Below are 13,458 nucleotides of genomic sequence, written 5' to 3'. Positions count from 1 at the left end.
CGTGCTTACTCCTGGATGCTGCCGCCGGCAGCTTCGATGGCGGCCTTCGCGCCCGCCGTGGCCTGCACGCCCTTGAGCGTGAACGCCTTGGTCAACTCGCCCTTCTTCACGATCTTGGCGCGCTTGGCGGTGCTGGGCACCAGCTTGGCAGCGCGCAGGGCCGCGAAGTCGATCTCGCCGGCTTCCAGACGATCCAGCTGATAGGACAGCACCTCGGAGGTGTCCTTCTTCAGCTTGGAGCGGAAGCCGACCTTCGGCAGACGCTTGATCAGCGGCATCTGGCCGCCTTCGAACTTCGCCTTGATCTTGCCCTTACCGGCGCGGGCGAACGAACCCTTGTGGCCGCGGCCGGCGGTCTTGCCCAGGCCCGAACCGATGCCGCGACCGACGCGCTTGCGCTCGGTGCGGGCGCCTTCTGCAGGCGACAAAGTGTTGAGACGCATGTTGATTACTCCTCGACGCGGACGAGGTAGTGAACCTTGGCGATCAGACCGCGCACCTGCGGGCTGTCCTTGAGTTCACGCACATCGTTGAGCTTGTTCAGGCCCAGCGCCTTCACCGACAGGCGGTGACGCGACTGGGAACCACGCAGGCCGCGCACCAGGCGCACCTTGACGGTCTTGTTGGACTCATTAGCCATGGGTGAGTTCCTCCACCGACTTGCCGCGCTTGGCCGCGATGCGGGCCGGCGACTGCATGTCTTCCAGGCCGCGCAGCGTGGCGCGCACCAGGTTGATCGGGTTACGCGAACCGACCGCCTTGGCCAGCACGTTCTTCACGCCCACCGCTTCCAGCACGGCGCGCATGGCGCCACCGGCGATGACACCGGTACCTTCCGAGGCCGGCTGCATGAACACGCGGGCCGCGCCGTGGCCGGCCTTGACCGGGTGCCACAGGGTGCCGTTGTTCAGATCGACGTTGAGCATGCCCTTGCGCGCGTACTCCATCGACTTCTGGATCGCCACCGGGACTTCGCGGGCCTTGCCGTAGCCGAAACCGATGCGGCCGTTGCCGTCGCCCACCACCGTCAGCGCGGTGAAGGTGAACTGGCGACCACCCTTGACCGTCTTGCTGACGCGATTGACCGCGATCAGCTTCTCGATCATGCCATCGTCGACTTTCTCTTCGCGGTTGCGATCGCGCCCGCGCGAGCGTTGTTCTTCTGCCATGTTGTTGATTCCTGTTGAGAGGGTCTGTACGGCTTGGCCGCTTATGGTTGTGGTCTACCGCGGTGGAGCGTGACGTGGCTGCAGAAGAGCCGCGGCGCCCGGCGCAATCCGCGCCGGCAGAGGTTGCGTGGGGATGTACCCCACGCGGTTCAAGCTTAGAACTGCAGGCCGCCTTCGCGCGCGGCATCGGCCAGCGCCTTGACGCGGCCGTGGTAGCGGTAGCCCGAGCGGTCGAAAGCGACCTTCTCGACGCCGGCGGCCTTGGCGCGCTCGGCGATCAGCTTGCCGACCTTGGCGGCGGCGTCGCTGTTCTTGCCGTTCTTCAGGCCTTCCTTGACGTCGGCCTGCAGGGTGTTGGCCGAAGCCAGCACCTTGGAGCCGTCGGCAGTGAAGATCTGCGCGTACAGGTGCTGGCCGGTGCGCAGGACGCTCAGGCGCGGCACACCCAGGTTGCGGATGTGGGCGCGGGTCGACTTGGCGCGGCGCAGGCGGGCGGTGTTCTTGATGCTCATGTTCAGTGACCTCGTGGAAGCGGATCGGCGTTGAGCCAGCGGGGAGGCAGCGGCGGTATGCCCTCGCCTCCCGACTGCCGTTAAGCCTTCTTGGCTTCCTTGCGGATGATGGTTTCGTCGGAGTACTTCACGCCCTTGCCCTTGTAGGGCTCCGGCGGACGGAATCCGCGGATCTTGGCGGCGACTTCACCGACGCGCTGCTTGTCGGCGCCCTGCACCAGGATCTCGGTCTGGGTCGGGGCGGCCAGCGTGATGCCTTCCGGGGCCTTGAACAGGATCGGGTGGGAGAAACCCAGCGACAGGTTCAGGTCCTTGCCGGACATCGCGGCGCGGTAACCCACGCCGACCAGCTCGAGCTTGCGCTCGAAGCCATCGGACACGCCCTTGACCATGTTGGCCAGAATCGCACGGATGGTGCCGGTGATGGCGTCGTGGTCCAGCGAGGACGGCGACAGGCTCACGGTGCCGTTCTCGACGGCGATGTTCACGCCCTCGGGCTGGGCGATCGTCAGGGTGCCCTTGGGGCCCTTGACGGTCACGGTGCCGTTGGCGTTGTTCAGTTCGGTGCCCTTGGGCAGGGCAATCGGCTTCTTGGCGACGCGGGACATGTAAGAACTCCTTCCCTTAGGCCACGAAGCACAGGACTTCACCACCCACGCCGGCCGCACGGGCCTGCGCGTCGGTCATGATGCCCTTCGACGTGGAGATGATGGCAATGCCCAGGCCGTTGAGGACCTTGGGGAGCTCGTCCTTGCCGCGGTACTGACGCAGGCCCGAACGCGACACACGCTTGAGCGTGTCGATGACCGGCTTGCCTTCGAAGTACTTCAGGACGACCTCGAGCTCGGCCTTGTTGTTCTCGGTCTTGGTGACGCGAGAATCGGCGATGTAGCCCTCGGACTTCAGGACGCCGGCGATGGCGACCTTGATGTTGGACGACGGCATCTTCACCGTCTGCTTGCCGACGGCGGCCGCATTCTTGATGCGGACCAGCATGTCGGCGATGGGATCAGTCATGCTCATGTGCGATTCCTATGAGTAGCACCGATATCCGCTTTCGCGAAAATCTCGTGTTGTGGATGGCGCGGGCCTTGAGGCCTGCGCCCTTGCGCGGAAGATCTCTAGCACCAAAGCCTGGCGCCCATCGGGCCGCCAGGCTCTAGGTGGTGAAAATCCGGGGAGCGGATTCTACACCACTCCCTAGCTGTGTTACCAGCTGGCCTTGCGCAGGCCGGGCACGTCGCCACGCATGGTGGCTTCGCGCAGCTTGTTACGGGCCAGGCCGAACTTGCTGTACACGGCGCGCGGACGGCCGGACAGCTCGCAACGGGTGCGGAAGCGGCTGGGCGAGGAATCGCGCGGCAGCTTCTGCAGCTTGGTCGAGGCCTCGATCTTCTCGTCGTAGGACGCGTCCTGGCTGGAGATGATCTTCTTCAGTGCTTCGCGCTTGGCCGCGTACTTCTTGGCCAGCTTCGCCCGCTTCAGGTCGCGGTTGACCATGGAGGTCTTTGCCATGTCTTGGTCCTCGACTTAGTTGCGGAACGGGAACTTGAACGCTTCGAGCAGCGCCTTGGCTTCGGCGTCGGTCTTGGCGGTGGTGGTGATGGCGATATCCATGCCGCGGACCGCGTCGACCTGGTCGAAGTCGATTTCCGGGAAGATGATCTGTTCCTTCACGCCCATGTTGTAGTTGCCGCGACCGTCGAACGACCGGCCGGACACGCCACGGAAGTCGCGCACGCGCGGCAGCGAGATGCTGATCAGGCGGTCCAGGAATTCGTACATGTGGGCGCGACGCAGGGTCACCTTGCAGCCGATCGGCCAACCGTCACGGATCTTGAAGGACGCGACCGAGACGCGCGACTTCGTCGTGACCGGCTTCTGGCCGGAGATCTTGGCCAGGTCGGCGACGGCGTTCTCCAGGATCTTCTTGTTGGTCGCAGCCTCGCCCACACCCATGTTGATGGTGATCTTGGTGAGCCTGGGGACCTCCATCGGGTTGGAGTAGCCGAACTTCTTGGTCAAGGCCGGGACGACCTCTTCCTTGTAGATTTTTTCGAGACGAGTGGTCATGACCTCATTCCTCAGGCGTCGAGCGCCTCACCGCTGGAGCGGAACACACGCAGTTTGCGTCCATCCTCCAGCACCTTGAAGCCAACGCGCTCGCCCTTGCCGGAAGCGGCATTGAACAAGGCGACGTTGGAGATATGGATCGAGGCTTCGCGCTCGACGACGCCGCCGGCGACACCCGCCTGCGGGTTCGGCTTGGTGTGGCGCTTGACGATGTTCACGTTGGACACGACCACACGGTCGCCATCCACGCGCAGCACATCGCCCTGCTTGCCCTTGTCCTTGCCGGTGATGACGACCACCTGGTCGCCCTTCTTGATACGGTTAGCCATTGTGATTTCCTCCGCTCACAGCACTTCGGGTGCGAGCGAGACGATCTTCATGAACTTCTCGGAGCGCAGTTCGCGGGTCACCGGTCCGAAGATACGGGTGCCGATCGGCTCCTGCTTGTTGTTCAGCAGGACGGCGGCGTTGCCGTCGAAGCGGATCAGCGAACCGTCGGCGCGACGCACACCCTTGCGGGTACGCACGACCACGGCGTCATAGACCTCGCCCTTCTTGACCTTGCCACGCGGGATCGCGTCCTTGACGGTCACCTTGATGATGTCGCCGATGCCGGCGTAACGGCGCTTGGAGCCGCCCAGCACCTTGATGCACATCAGCTCCTTGGCACCGGAGTTGTCGGCCGCATCGAGATAGCTCTGCATCTGGATCATGATTCAGGACTCCTCTTATTCGGCCGCGCGGGCGACGATCTCGACCACGCGCCAGTTCTTGGTCTTGGACAGCGGCGCGATCTCCACCACGCGGACCAGGTCGCCTTCGTTGCAGGCGTTGTCGGCGTCGTGGGCGTGCAGCTTGGTCGAGCGCTTGATGTACTTGCCGTACAGCGCGTGCTTGACCTGACGCTCGACCAGAATGGTGACCGTCTTGTCCATCTTGTTGCTGACGACACGACCTTCGATCGTGCGCTGCGTTTTCTGTTCGTTATCACTCATGTCGGCGGTCCTTACTTCTTGCTGCCGAGCAGGGTCTTGACGCGAGCAATCTCGCGGCGGACCCGGCGGGTTTCGTGGGTCTTCGGCAGCTGGCCGGTCGCCTTCTGCATGCGCAGGGAGAACTGCTCCTTGCGCAGCTCGCTCAGATGGGCGTTCAGCTCGTCGGCAGACTTCTCGCGGAGTTCCTTGATAGCCATTAGCGCACCGTCCGGGTCACGAAAGTGGTGGTGACCGAGAGCTTGGCGGCGGCCAGGCGGAACGCCTCGCGTGCCGTTGCCTCGTCCACGCCCTCGATTTCATAGATCATGCGGCCCGGCTGGATCTGGGCCACCCAGTACTCCACGTTGCCCTTACCGGAGCCCATGCGGACCTCGATCGGCTTCTTGGTGATGGGCTTGTCGGGGAACACGCGGATCCACATCTTGCCGCCGCGCTTGACGTAGCGGCTGATGGAACGGCGCGCGGCCTCGATCTGGCGCGCGGTCAGCTGACCGTGCGCGGTGGCCTTCAGGCCGTACTCGCCGAACGAGACGAGATTTCCGCTCCAGCTCAGGCCTTCATTACGGCCCTTGTGCATCTTGCGGTATTTGGTTCGCTTGGGTTGCAACATTGCCGTTACCTCGCATCACGATCGCGGGACGGGCGCGACGGACGTTCGCTGCGCTCGGGGCGCGCGTCGTCCTGCTTCTCCTGACCCACCTGGCTGAAGTCGAACACTTCGCCCTTGTAGACCCACACCTTGATGCCGATGATGCCGTAGGTGGTCTTCGCCTCGGCAAAGCCGTAGTCGATGTCGGCGCGCAGGGTGTGCAGCGGCACACGGCCTTCGCGGTACCACTCGGAACGGGCGATCTCGGCGCCGTTCAGACGGCCGGCGACGTTCACCTTGATGCCCAGGGCACCCAGGCGGATCGCGTTGCCGACCGCGCGCTTCATCGCACGGCGGAACATGATGCGGCGCTCCAGCTGCTGGGCGATGGACTCGGCGACCAGCTGGGCGTCCAGCTCGGGCTTGCGCACTTCGGTGACGTTGATGTGCGCCGGGACGCCCATCAGATCGCTCACTTCCTTGCGCAGCTTCTCGATGTCCTCACCGCGCTTGCCGATCACCACGCCCGGGCGGGCGGTGTGGATCGTCACGCGGGCGGTCTTGGCCGGACGCTCGATCAGGATCTTGCTGATCCCGGCCTGGGCCAGCTTCTTGCGGAGCATCTCGCGGACCTTGAGGTCAGCGGCCAGGTAGCTGGCGTACTCGCGCTTGTTGGCGTACCACTTGGAATTCCAGTCCTTGGCGATGCCCAGGCGAATACCGGTCGGATGTACTTTATGGCCCATAGTCTTATTTGCCCTTGCCTTCGCCAACCACCACGGTGATATGGCTGGTGCGCTTGAGGATGCGCGTGCCGCGGCCCTTGGCGCGGGCCATGAAACGCTTCAGCGTCGGGCCCTCGTCGACCATGATGGTCTGGACCTTCAGCTCGTCGACGTCGGCGCCCTGGTTGTTCTCGGCGTTGGCGATCGCCGACTCCACCACCTTCTTGATCAGGTGGGCAGCCTTCTTGTCCGAGAACTTCAGCAGGTTGACGGCGCGCTCGGCCGACAGGCCACGCACCTGGTCGGCGACCAGGCGGGCCTTCTGCGGGGAGATGCGCGCGGTGCGCAGGATGGCTTTCGCTTCCATTGTCATCTCTCCTTACTTCTTGCCGCCGGCTTTCTTGTCGCCACCGTGACCCTTGAAGGTCCGGGTGACGGCAAACTCGCCGAGCTTGTGGCCGACCATGTTCTCGTTGACCAGCACCGGAACGTGGTTCTTGCCGTTGTGCACGGCGATGGTGAAACCCACCATCTCCGGCAGGATCATGGAGCGACGCGACCAGGTCTTGATCGGGCGCTTGCTACCGGCCGCAGCCTCCACCTTCTTGACCAGGTGGTGATCGACGAACGGGCCTTTCTTGAGTGAACGTGCCATGGTCGATTAGCCCCTACGATCGCGGACGATGAATTGCTGCGTGCGCTTGTTATGGCGCGTCTTGTAACCCTTGGTCGGCACGCCCCACGGGGTGACCGGGTGCGGGTTGCCCTGGCCGGCCTTGGCCTCACCACCACCGTGCGGGTGGTCGACCGGGTTCATGGCCGCACCGCGAACGGTCGGACGCACGCCGCGCCAACGCTTGGCACCGGCCTTGCCCAGCTTCTCGAGGCTGTGCTCGTCGTTGCCGACTTCGCCGATGGTGGCGCAGCACTCGGCCGGAACCTTGCGCATTTCGCCCGAACGCAGGCGCAGCGTGGCGAAGCCCTGCTCGCGCGCGACCAGCTGGACCGAGGCGCCGGCGGCGCGGGCGATCTGGGCGCCCTTGCCGACCTTCAGCTCGATGCAGTGCACCGTGGTGCCGACCGGGATGTTCAGCAGCGGCAGGGTGTTGCCGGTGCGGATCGGGGCGTCGCGGCCCGCGATCACCTGGTCGCCGGCCTTCAGGCCCTTGGGCGCGATGATGTAGCGGCGCTCACCGTCGACGTAGCACAGCAGCGCGATGTGCGCGGTGCGGTTCGGGTCGTACTCGATACGCTCGACACGGGCCGGAATGCCTACTTTGTCGCGCTTGAAGTCGATGACACGGTAGTGCTGCTTGTGGCCACCACCGATATGACGGGTGGTGATGCGACCGTGGTGGTTGCGACCGCCGGACTTGCTCTGCTTCTCCAGGAGCGGAGCGTGCGGAGCACCCTTGTGCAGGTCGGGCGTCACCACGCGCACGGCCGAACGGCGGCCGGCGGAAGTGGGTTTGAATTTCATCAATGGCATGTGGGTCTACCTCAGGCCGTGGCCGACACGTCGATGGCCTGGCCGTCGGCCAGACGCACATACGCCTTGCGCCAGTCGCCGCGACGGCCACCGCGGTTACGGAAGGACTTGTTCTTGCCCTTGACGTTCACCACGTTGACGGCCTCGACCTTGACGTCGAACAGCTGCTCGACCGCGGCCTTGACATCGGCCTTGGTGGCGTCGTTCGAGACTTCGAAGACGTACTGATTGCTTACTTCCTGCAGACGTGCAGTCTTTTCGGACACGCGCGGGGCGCGCAGCACGCTGAAGATTTTCTCGTTGCTGATCATGCCAGCCACTCCTCGATCTTCTTCACCGCATCGGCGGTGATCACGACAGTGTCGGCACCGACCAGCGACGCCGGATCCAGCGCCTGGACGTCGCGCACTTCCACATAGGGAAGGTTGCGAGCGGACAGATACAGGTGCTCCGAAGCATCCTCGGTGACGATCAGCGGACGCTTGCCGACGCTCAGTTCCTTGAGCTTGGAGACCAGGCCCTTGGTGCTGGAGGCATCGACGTTGAAGGCGTCGACGACGGTCAGGCGGTCCTGACGAGCCAGCTCGCTCAGGATGGCCTTCATCGCGGCGCGGTACATCTTGCGGTTGACCTTCTGGTCGAAGCTACGCGGCTTGGCCGCGAAGGTCACGCCGCCGCCGACGAAGATCGGGGCCGTCAGGGCGCCATGACGCGCGCCGCCGCCCTTCTGCTTCTTCGACTTCTTGGTGGTGCCGTTGACTTCCGCACGGGTCTTCTGGGCCTTGGTGCCCGCACGACCGGCGTTGCGGTAGGCGACGACGACCTGGTGCACCAGGTCCTGACTGAATTCGCGACCGAACACTTCGTCGGAGACCGACAGTTTGTTGGCGCTGCCGTTAATGGCGAGTTCCATGTTGGTTCTCCTTATGCCTTGCTCGCCGGACGCACGATCACGTCGCCACCCGGCGCACCCGGCACGGCGCCGCGAACGGCGATCAGGCCGCGCTCGGCGTCCACGCGGACGACTTCCAGGTTCTGCGTGCTCTGCTGCACGGCGCCCATGTGGCCGGACATCTTCTTGCCCGGGAACACACGGCCGGGGGTCTGACGCTGGCCCAGCGAACCCGGCGCGCGATGCGACAGCGAGTTACCGTGGGTGGCGTCGCCCATGCGGAAGTTCCAGCGCTTGATCGTGCCCTGGAAGCCCTTGCCCTTGGTCACGCCCTGGACGTCGACCTTCTGGCCCACTTCAAAGATGTCGGCCTTGATCTCGCCGCCGACGCTGAAGTCGCCGATCTTGTCGGCTTCCACGCGCAGCTCCCACAGGCCGCGACCGGCTTCGACCTTGGCCTTGGCCAGGTGACCGGCGACCGGCTTGGTGATCAGCGCAGCGCGGCGCGAACCCACGGCGACCTGCACGGCGCTGTAGCCGTCGGTCTCGGAGGTCTTGATCTGGGTGATGCGGTTCGGGGTGGCTTCGATCAGGGTGACCGGGATGGACTTGCCATCTTCGGTGAACACCCGGGTCATGCCGGCCTTGCGGCCAACGATGCCCAACGAATATTTCTTCGCAGTCATGGTCGGTGCCTTTAGGTCAGCTTGATCTGGACGTCAACGCCAGCCGCCAGCTCGAGCTTCATCAGCGCGTCGACGGTCTTGTCGTTGGGATCGACGATGTCCAGCACGCGCTTGTGCGTACGGGTCTCGTACTGGTCGCGCGCATCCTTGTCGGCGTGCGGCGACACCAGGATGGTGTAGCGTTCAATCTTGGTCGGCAGCGGGATCGGGCCGCGCACCTGCGCGCCGGTCCGCTTGGCCGTTTCGACGATCTCGCTCGCCGAGCGATCGATCAGGCGATGATCGTAGGCCTTGAGCCTGATACGGATCTTCTGGTCCGCCATGACGGTTTCCTGTGTTGAAAGAGCGACGGGCGCGGCCTCTGGGATGCCTTGCCCCGGTAATGGTCCACAAGCTTTTTTCTCGAAGTCCCTGCGCCTTGAGTCACCCCTTGCCGGGGGACGCGCCGGGGCCGCGAGGGCCCGGGAATCTTCCTGAAAAACAAGGCAGACCGATGAACGGCCTGCCCAGACGAAAGAGTATAGAACGCGTCAACTACGCCCGTCAACAACCCGGACGCATGGAGACGCGAAAAGTCGCCTTTTCGCGCCACCGGTTCACACGTTCAACATCCTTATCTGGCGAACACGAGGCGCTTCCTGCACCTCTTTTCGCGGTAGGCCGGCCACACCTCCCAGGGAGGGGCCGGCGGGTATTGCGGTGTTGCTTTGTTACTTGGTCCCGGGCTGGCCCGGGGGGCGTGCATTGTACTTCATCGGAGCGACCGATCCCCGCTTTCGCGGGAATGACGATCTGACAAAGCCCTGCGCGCCTTGGGCGCGCAGGGGTCAGATCGTCACTTGATGATCTTGGCCACCACGCCGGCGCCGACGGTACGGCCACCCTCGCGGATCGCGAAGCGCAGGCCTTCGTCCATCGCCACCGGGTTGATCAGCGTGACCTTCATCTTCACGTTGTCGCCCGGCATCACCATCTCGGTGCCTTCCGGCAGCTCGATCGCACCGGTGATGTCGGTGGTGCGGAAGTAGAACTGCGGACGGTAGCCCTTGAAGAACGGCGTGTGACGGCCACCCTCGTCCTTGGACAGCACGTACACCTCGGCCTCGAACTCGGTGTGCGGGGTGATCGAACCCGGCTTGGCCAGCACCTGGCCACGCTCCACGTCGTCACGCTTGGTGCCGCGCAGCAGCAGACCCGCGTTGTCGCCCGCCTGGCCCTGGTCCAGCAGCTTGCGGAACATTTCCACGCCGGTCACGGTCGTCTTCTGGGTCGGGCGGATACCGACGATCTCGATTTCCTCGCCCACCTTGATCACGCCGCGCTCGATACGGCCGGTCACCACGGTGCCGCGGCCCGAGATCGAGAACACGTCTTCCACCGGCATCAGGAACGCCTTGTCGACGTCACGCTCCGGGGTCGGAATCCAGGTGTCCAGCGCCTCGACCAGCTTCAGGATCGCCGGCACGCCGATCTCCGACTGGTCGCCTTCCAGCGCCAGACGGGCCGAACCGTGGATGATCGGGGTGTCGTCGCCCGGGAACTCGTACTTGCTCAGCAGCTCGCGGACTTCCATCTCCACCAGCTCCAGCAGCTCGGCGTCGTCCACCATGTCGGCCTTGTTCAGGAACACGACGATGTACGGCACGCCCACCTGGCGCGAGAGCAGGATGTGCTCGCGGGTCTGCGGCATCGGGCCGTCAGCGGCCGAGCACACCAGGATCGCACCGTCCATCTGGGCGGCGCCGGTGATCATGTTCTTCACGTAGTCGGCGTGGCCCGGGCAGTCCACGTGCGCGTAGTGGCGGCTCGGCGATTCGTATTCCACGTGCGCCGTGGAGATCGTGATGCCGCGCGCCTTCTCTTCCGGCGCCGCGTCGATCGCGTCGTAGGCCTTGAACTCGCCGCCGAAACGCTCCGCGCCCACCTTGGTCAGCGCCGCCGTCAGCGTCGTCTTGCCATGGTCAACGTGACCAATCGTGCCCACGTTCACGTGCGGCTTGGTGCGCTCGAACTTACCCTTTGCCATTGTCGTAATCCTTCAAAAGTTGTGTCAGTTGGAATGCGGTGCGAAGCGGTCGATTACTTCTTGGTGACCGCTTCGGCGATGTTGGCCGGCGCTTCGGCGTAGTGGTCGAACTCCATCGAGAAGGTCGCGCGACCCTGCGACATCGAGCGCAGCGTGGTGGCGTAGCCGAACATCTCGCCCAGCGGCACCATGGCGTTGATGACCTTGCCCGACGGGCTTTCGTCCTGGCCCTGCAGGATGCCGCGACGACGGCTCACGTCGCCCATCACGTCACCCAGGTAATCCTCGGGCGTGACGATCTCGACCTTCATCATCGGCTCGAGCAGGACCGGCGAGGCCTTGGAGAAGGCTTCCTTGAACGCCATCGAGCCGGCGACCTTGAACGCCATTTCGTTGGAGTCCACGTCGTGGAACGAACCGTCGACGGCCTTGACCGCGACGTCCACCACCGGGAAGCCGGCCAGCGGACCATTGCGCATGGCCTCTTCGATGCCCTTGCCCGCGGCGGCGACATATTCCTTCGGCACCACGCCGCCGACGATCGCGCTCTCGTAGCTGAAGCCCGCGCCACGCTCGGCCGGCTCCATCTCGATCACGATGTGGCCGTATTGGCCGCGACCGCCCGACTGGCGCACGAACTTGCCGTCCTGCTTGACGCCCTTGCGGATCGTCTCGCGGTAGGCCACCTGCGGCTTGCCGACGTTGGCTTCAACGTTGAACTCGCGCTTCATGCGGTCGACGATGATTTCCAGGTGCAGCTCGCCCATGCCGGCGATGATGGTCTGGCCGGATTCCTCGTCGGTCCGCACGCGGAACGAGGGATCTTCCTGCGCCAGGCGACCCAGCGCCAGGCCCATCTTCTCCTGGTCGGACTTGGTCTTCGGCTCGACCGCCATCGAGATCACCGGCTCCGGGAACGTCATGCGCTCCAGGGTGATGATCTTGTCCTGCGCGCACAGGGTGTCGCCGGTGGTGACGTCCTTCAGACCCACCGCCGCGGCGATGTCGCCCGCGCGCACTTCCTTGATCTCTTCGCGGTTATTGGAGTGCATCTGCAGGATGCGGCCCACGCGCTCCTTCTTCGACTTGACCGGGTTGTAGACCTGGTCGCCGGAGTTCAGCACGCCCGAGTAGACGCGGAAGAAGGTCAGCGAGCCCACGAACGGGTCGGTCATGATCTTGAATGCCAGCGCCGAGAAGGGCTCGTTGTCGCCCGCCTTGCGGCTGTCTTCCTGCTCGTTCTCGTCGATGCCCTGCACCGGCGGACGATCCACCGGCGACGGCAGCAGCTGGATCACGCCGTCGAGCATGGCCTGCACGCCCTTGTTCTTGAAGGCGGTGCCGCAGTAGACCGGCACGATCTCCACGCGCAGGGTGCGCTCGCGCAGACCACTCAGGATCTCGGCCTCGGACAGGTCGCCGCCGCCCAGGTACTTGTCCATCAGCTCTTCGCTGGCCTCGGCCGCGGCCTCGACCATGAAGCTGCGGGCCTCGTCGGCCTTGGACTGCAGCTCGGCGGGGATGTCGCGGTACTCGAACACGGTGCCCTGCGAGGCGGTATCCCAGTGGATCGCCTTCATCTTGACCAGGTCGATCACGCCCTCGAAGCCGTCCTCGGCGCCGATCGGCACCTGCATCGGCACGGCGTACGCGCCCAGGCGGGCCTTGAGCTGGTCCACGACCTTGTCGAAGTTGGCGCCGGTGCGGTCCATCTTGTTGACGAACGCCAGACGCGGCACGGCGTACTTGTTGGCCTGACGCCACACGGTCTCGGACTGCGGCTGCACGCCACCGACGGCGCACAGCACGAACACCGCGCCGTCGAGCACGCGCAGCGAACGCTCGACTTCGATGGTGAAGTCGACGTGGCCGGGGGTGTCGATGATGTTGAAGCGGTGCTGCGGCATGGACTTGTCCATACCCGTCCAGAACGCCGTGGTAGCGGCGGACGTGATGGTGATGCCGCGCTCCTGCTCCTGCTCCATCCAGTCCATCGTGGCGGCGCCATCGTGCACCTCACCGATCTTGTGGCTGACACCGGTGTAGAACAGGATGCGCTCCGACGTGGTGGTCTTGCCCGCGTCGATGTGGGCCATGATGCCGAAGTTGCGGTAACGCTCGATGGGAGTGGTGCGAGCCACGAGGAGTCTCTCTTTTTGATGAAAAGAACGTCGCGCCATGGGCGCGAACGGGGGCGATGATCACACGGGTCCTAAAGACCGAATGCCGCCCGGGGGCGGCTTTCGCTGTCGTGCGCGATGATCAGCGCGTTGTGTGGCGCCTAGGTGGCGCCTGGGGCCCG

General features: G+C 64.7%; 23 protein-coding genes. All 23 read right to left on the bottom strand.

Annotated elements, in window-relative coordinates; translation table 11 throughout:
* Positions 1-5: 5 nt before the first annotated feature.
* Entirely contained in the window at positions 6-449 is a 444-nt protein-coding gene (gene rplO / locus MWN52_RS05400) for a 50S ribosomal protein L15 (protein WP_286577685.1), read from the bottom strand.
* A complete protein-coding gene (gene rpmD / locus MWN52_RS05395; protein ID WP_014161364.1) occupies positions 449-640 on the bottom strand; it encodes a 50S ribosomal protein L30 in 192 nt (63 codons plus the stop codon). The genes rplO and rpmD overlap by 1 nt, the downstream gene beginning before the upstream one ends.
* Complete coding sequence (gene rpsE, locus MWN52_RS05390) at positions 633-1,169, bottom strand: 30S ribosomal protein S5 (RefSeq protein ID WP_130515996.1); 537 nt, start codon at positions 1,167-1,169, stop codon at positions 633-635. Before rpsE ends, rpmD begins: the two co-directional genes overlap by 8 nt.
* Positions 1,170-1,324: 155 nt before the next feature.
* Positions 1,325-1,681, bottom strand: a complete 357-nt coding sequence (rplR, locus tag MWN52_RS05385) for a 50S ribosomal protein L18 (protein WP_130515994.1) — start codon at positions 1,679-1,681, stop codon at positions 1,325-1,327.
* Positions 1,682-1,761: 80 nt separating this feature from the next.
* Positions 1,762-2,289, bottom strand: coding sequence for a 50S ribosomal protein L6 (gene rplF / locus MWN52_RS05380; protein WP_130515992.1), 528 nt, complete (start codon positions 2,287-2,289; stop codon positions 1,762-1,764).
* Between the two features lie 16 nt (positions 2,290-2,305).
* On the bottom strand, positions 2,306-2,704 hold the full coding sequence (rpsH, locus tag MWN52_RS05375) for a 30S ribosomal protein S8 (RefSeq protein WP_130533646.1): 399 nt from the start codon (positions 2,702-2,704) through the stop codon (positions 2,306-2,308).
* Between the two features lie 186 nt (positions 2,705-2,890).
* Complete coding sequence (gene rpsN, locus MWN52_RS05370; protein ID WP_130515988.1) at positions 2,891-3,196, bottom strand: 30S ribosomal protein S14; 306 nt, start codon at positions 3,194-3,196, stop codon at positions 2,891-2,893.
* A gap of 15 nt (positions 3,197-3,211) precedes the next feature.
* Positions 3,212-3,754 (bottom strand): 50S ribosomal protein L5, encoded by a 543-nt coding sequence (gene rplE, locus MWN52_RS05365; RefSeq protein ID WP_130515986.1) that lies wholly within the window; start codon positions 3,752-3,754, stop codon positions 3,212-3,214.
* Between the two features lie 11 nt (positions 3,755-3,765).
* Positions 3,766-4,083, bottom strand: coding sequence for a 50S ribosomal protein L24 (gene rplX / locus MWN52_RS05360; RefSeq protein WP_130515984.1), 318 nt, complete (start codon positions 4,081-4,083; stop codon positions 3,766-3,768).
* Positions 4,084-4,098: 15 nt separating this feature from the next.
* Positions 4,099-4,467: a 50S ribosomal protein L14 gene (gene rplN, locus MWN52_RS05355; protein WP_014161372.1), complete on the bottom strand. Its 369-nt coding sequence runs from the start codon at positions 4,465-4,467 to the stop codon at positions 4,099-4,101.
* Between the two features lie 15 nt (positions 4,468-4,482).
* Positions 4,483-4,749 (bottom strand): 30S ribosomal protein S17, encoded by a 267-nt coding sequence (gene rpsQ / locus MWN52_RS05350; protein WP_130515982.1) that lies wholly within the window; start codon positions 4,747-4,749, stop codon positions 4,483-4,485.
* Between the two features lie 11 nt (positions 4,750-4,760).
* Positions 4,761-4,946, bottom strand: a complete 186-nt coding sequence (rpmC, locus tag MWN52_RS05345; protein WP_286576927.1) for a 50S ribosomal protein L29 — start codon at positions 4,944-4,946, stop codon at positions 4,761-4,763.
* The gene (rplP, locus tag MWN52_RS05340) at positions 4,946-5,359 is read right to left on the bottom strand and encodes a 50S ribosomal protein L16 (protein WP_130515980.1); all 414 of its coding nucleotides are present in this window, start codon (positions 5,357-5,359) and stop codon (positions 4,946-4,948) included. Before rplP ends, rpmC begins: the two co-directional genes overlap by 1 nt.
* Before the next feature lie 5 nt (positions 5,360-5,364).
* The gene (gene rpsC / locus MWN52_RS05335; protein WP_130515977.1) at positions 5,365-6,084 is read right to left on the bottom strand and encodes a 30S ribosomal protein S3; all 720 of its coding nucleotides are present in this window, start codon (positions 6,082-6,084) and stop codon (positions 5,365-5,367) included.
* Between the two features lie 4 nt (positions 6,085-6,088).
* A complete protein-coding gene (rplV, locus tag MWN52_RS05330) occupies positions 6,089-6,430 on the bottom strand; it encodes a 50S ribosomal protein L22 (protein WP_130515975.1) in 342 nt (113 codons plus the stop codon).
* Between the two features lie 12 nt (positions 6,431-6,442).
* Positions 6,443-6,718, bottom strand: coding sequence for a 30S ribosomal protein S19 (rpsS, locus tag MWN52_RS05325; RefSeq protein WP_130515973.1), 276 nt, complete (start codon positions 6,716-6,718; stop codon positions 6,443-6,445).
* 6 nt (positions 6,719-6,724) lie between these two features.
* Positions 6,725-7,552 (bottom strand): 50S ribosomal protein L2, encoded by an 828-nt coding sequence (gene rplB, locus MWN52_RS05320; protein ID WP_130515971.1) that lies wholly within the window; start codon positions 7,550-7,552, stop codon positions 6,725-6,727.
* An 11-nt stretch (positions 7,553-7,563) separates the two neighbouring features.
* Positions 7,564-7,863: a 50S ribosomal protein L23 gene (gene rplW, locus MWN52_RS05315; protein ID WP_130515969.1), complete on the bottom strand. Its 300-nt coding sequence runs from the start codon at positions 7,861-7,863 to the stop codon at positions 7,564-7,566.
* Complete coding sequence (gene rplD, locus MWN52_RS05310) at positions 7,860-8,465, bottom strand: 50S ribosomal protein L4 (RefSeq protein WP_286576925.1); 606 nt, start codon at positions 8,463-8,465, stop codon at positions 7,860-7,862. The genes rplW and rplD overlap by 4 nt, the downstream gene beginning before the upstream one ends.
* 11 nt (positions 8,466-8,476) lie before the next feature.
* Positions 8,477-9,130 (bottom strand): 50S ribosomal protein L3, encoded by a 654-nt coding sequence (gene rplC / locus MWN52_RS05305; protein WP_130523413.1) that lies wholly within the window; start codon positions 9,128-9,130, stop codon positions 8,477-8,479.
* Between the two features lie 11 nt (positions 9,131-9,141).
* Positions 9,142-9,453 (bottom strand): 30S ribosomal protein S10, encoded by a 312-nt coding sequence (rpsJ, locus tag MWN52_RS05300; protein WP_014161383.1) that lies wholly within the window; start codon positions 9,451-9,453, stop codon positions 9,142-9,144.
* Between the two features lie 512 nt (positions 9,454-9,965).
* Positions 9,966-11,156, bottom strand: a complete 1,191-nt coding sequence (gene tuf / locus MWN52_RS05295; RefSeq protein ID WP_130515940.1) for an elongation factor Tu — start codon at positions 11,154-11,156, stop codon at positions 9,966-9,968.
* Positions 11,157-11,209: 53 nt separating this feature from the next.
* On the bottom strand, positions 11,210-13,297 hold the full coding sequence (gene fusA / locus MWN52_RS05290) for an elongation factor G (protein WP_130515961.1): 2,088 nt from the start codon (positions 13,295-13,297) through the stop codon (positions 11,210-11,212).
* Positions 13,298-13,458 lie beyond the last annotated feature (161 nt).

This window comes from Pseudoxanthomonas winnipegensis (assembly GCF_030322905.1).
In the GTDB taxonomy this organism is placed as follows: Bacteria; Pseudomonadota; Gammaproteobacteria; order Xanthomonadales; family Xanthomonadaceae; genus Pseudoxanthomonas_A; species Pseudoxanthomonas_A winnipegensis.
This window is presented reverse-complemented; position numbering and strand designations above follow the sequence as displayed.

Bases quoted from the DNA above. Each gene is read 5' to 3' on its own strand.
- rpmD (WP_014161364.1), bottom strand. From the start codon at position 640: ATGGCTAATGAGTCCAACAAGACCGTCAAGGTGCGCCTGGTGCGCGGC.
- rpsE (WP_130515996.1), bottom strand. From the start codon at position 1,169: ATGGCAGAAGAACAACGCTCGCGCGGGCGCGATCGCAACCGCGAAGAG.
- rplR (WP_130515994.1), bottom strand. From the start codon at position 1,681: ATGAGCATCAAGAACACCGCCCGCCTGCGCCGCGCCAAGTCGACCCGC.
- rplF (WP_130515992.1), bottom strand. From the start codon at position 2,289: ATGTCCCGCGTCGCCAAGAAGCCGATTGCCCTGCCCAAGGGCACCGAA.
- rpsH (WP_130533646.1), bottom strand. From the start codon at position 2,704: ATGAGCATGACTGATCCCATCGCCGACATGCTGGTCCGCATCAAGAAT.
- rpsN (WP_130515988.1), bottom strand. From the start codon at position 3,196: ATGGCAAAGACCTCCATGGTCAACCGCGACCTGAAGCGGGCGAAGCTG.
- rplE (WP_130515986.1), bottom strand. From the start codon at position 3,754: ATGACCACTCGTCTCGAAAAAATCTACAAGGAAGAGGTCGTCCCGGCC.
- rplX (WP_130515984.1), bottom strand. From the start codon at position 4,083: ATGGCTAACCGTATCAAGAAGGGCGACCAGGTGGTCGTCATCACCGGC.
- rplN (WP_014161372.1), bottom strand. From the start codon at position 4,467: ATGATCCAGATGCAGAGCTATCTCGATGCGGCCGACAACTCCGGTGCC.
- rpsQ (WP_130515982.1), bottom strand. From the start codon at position 4,749: ATGAGTGATAACGAACAGAAAACGCAGCGCACGATCGAAGGTCGTGTC.
- rpmC (WP_286576927.1), bottom strand. From the start codon at position 4,946: ATGGCTATCAAGGAACTCCGCGAGAAGTCTGCCGACGAGCTGAACGCC.
- rplP (WP_130515980.1), bottom strand. From the start codon at position 5,359: ATGTTGCAACCCAAGCGAACCAAATACCGCAAGATGCACAAGGGCCGT.
- rpsC (WP_130515977.1), bottom strand. From the start codon at position 6,084: ATGGGCCATAAAGTACATCCGACCGGTATTCGCCTGGGCATCGCCAAG.
- rplV (WP_130515975.1), bottom strand. From the start codon at position 6,430: ATGGAAGCGAAAGCCATCCTGCGCACCGCGCGCATCTCCCCGCAGAAG.
- rpsS (WP_130515973.1), bottom strand. From the start codon at position 6,718: ATGGCACGTTCACTCAAGAAAGGCCCGTTCGTCGATCACCACCTGGTC.
- rplB (WP_130515971.1), bottom strand. From the start codon at position 7,552: ATGCCATTGATGAAATTCAAACCCACTTCCGCCGGCCGCCGTTCGGCC.
- rplW (WP_130515969.1), bottom strand. From the start codon at position 7,863: ATGATCAGCAACGAGAAAATCTTCAGCGTGCTGCGCGCCCCGCGCGTG.
- rplD (WP_286576925.1), bottom strand. From the start codon at position 8,465: ATGGAACTCGCCATTAACGGCAGCGCCAACAAACTGTCGGTCTCCGAC.
- rplC (WP_130523413.1), bottom strand. From the start codon at position 9,130: ATGACTGCGAAGAAATATTCGTTGGGCATCGTTGGCCGCAAGGCCGGC.
- rpsJ (WP_014161383.1), bottom strand. From the start codon at position 9,453: ATGGCGGACCAGAAGATCCGTATCAGGCTCAAGGCCTACGATCATCGC.
- tuf (WP_130515940.1), bottom strand. From the start codon at position 11,156: ATGGCAAAGGGTAAGTTCGAGCGCACCAAGCCGCACGTGAACGTGGGC.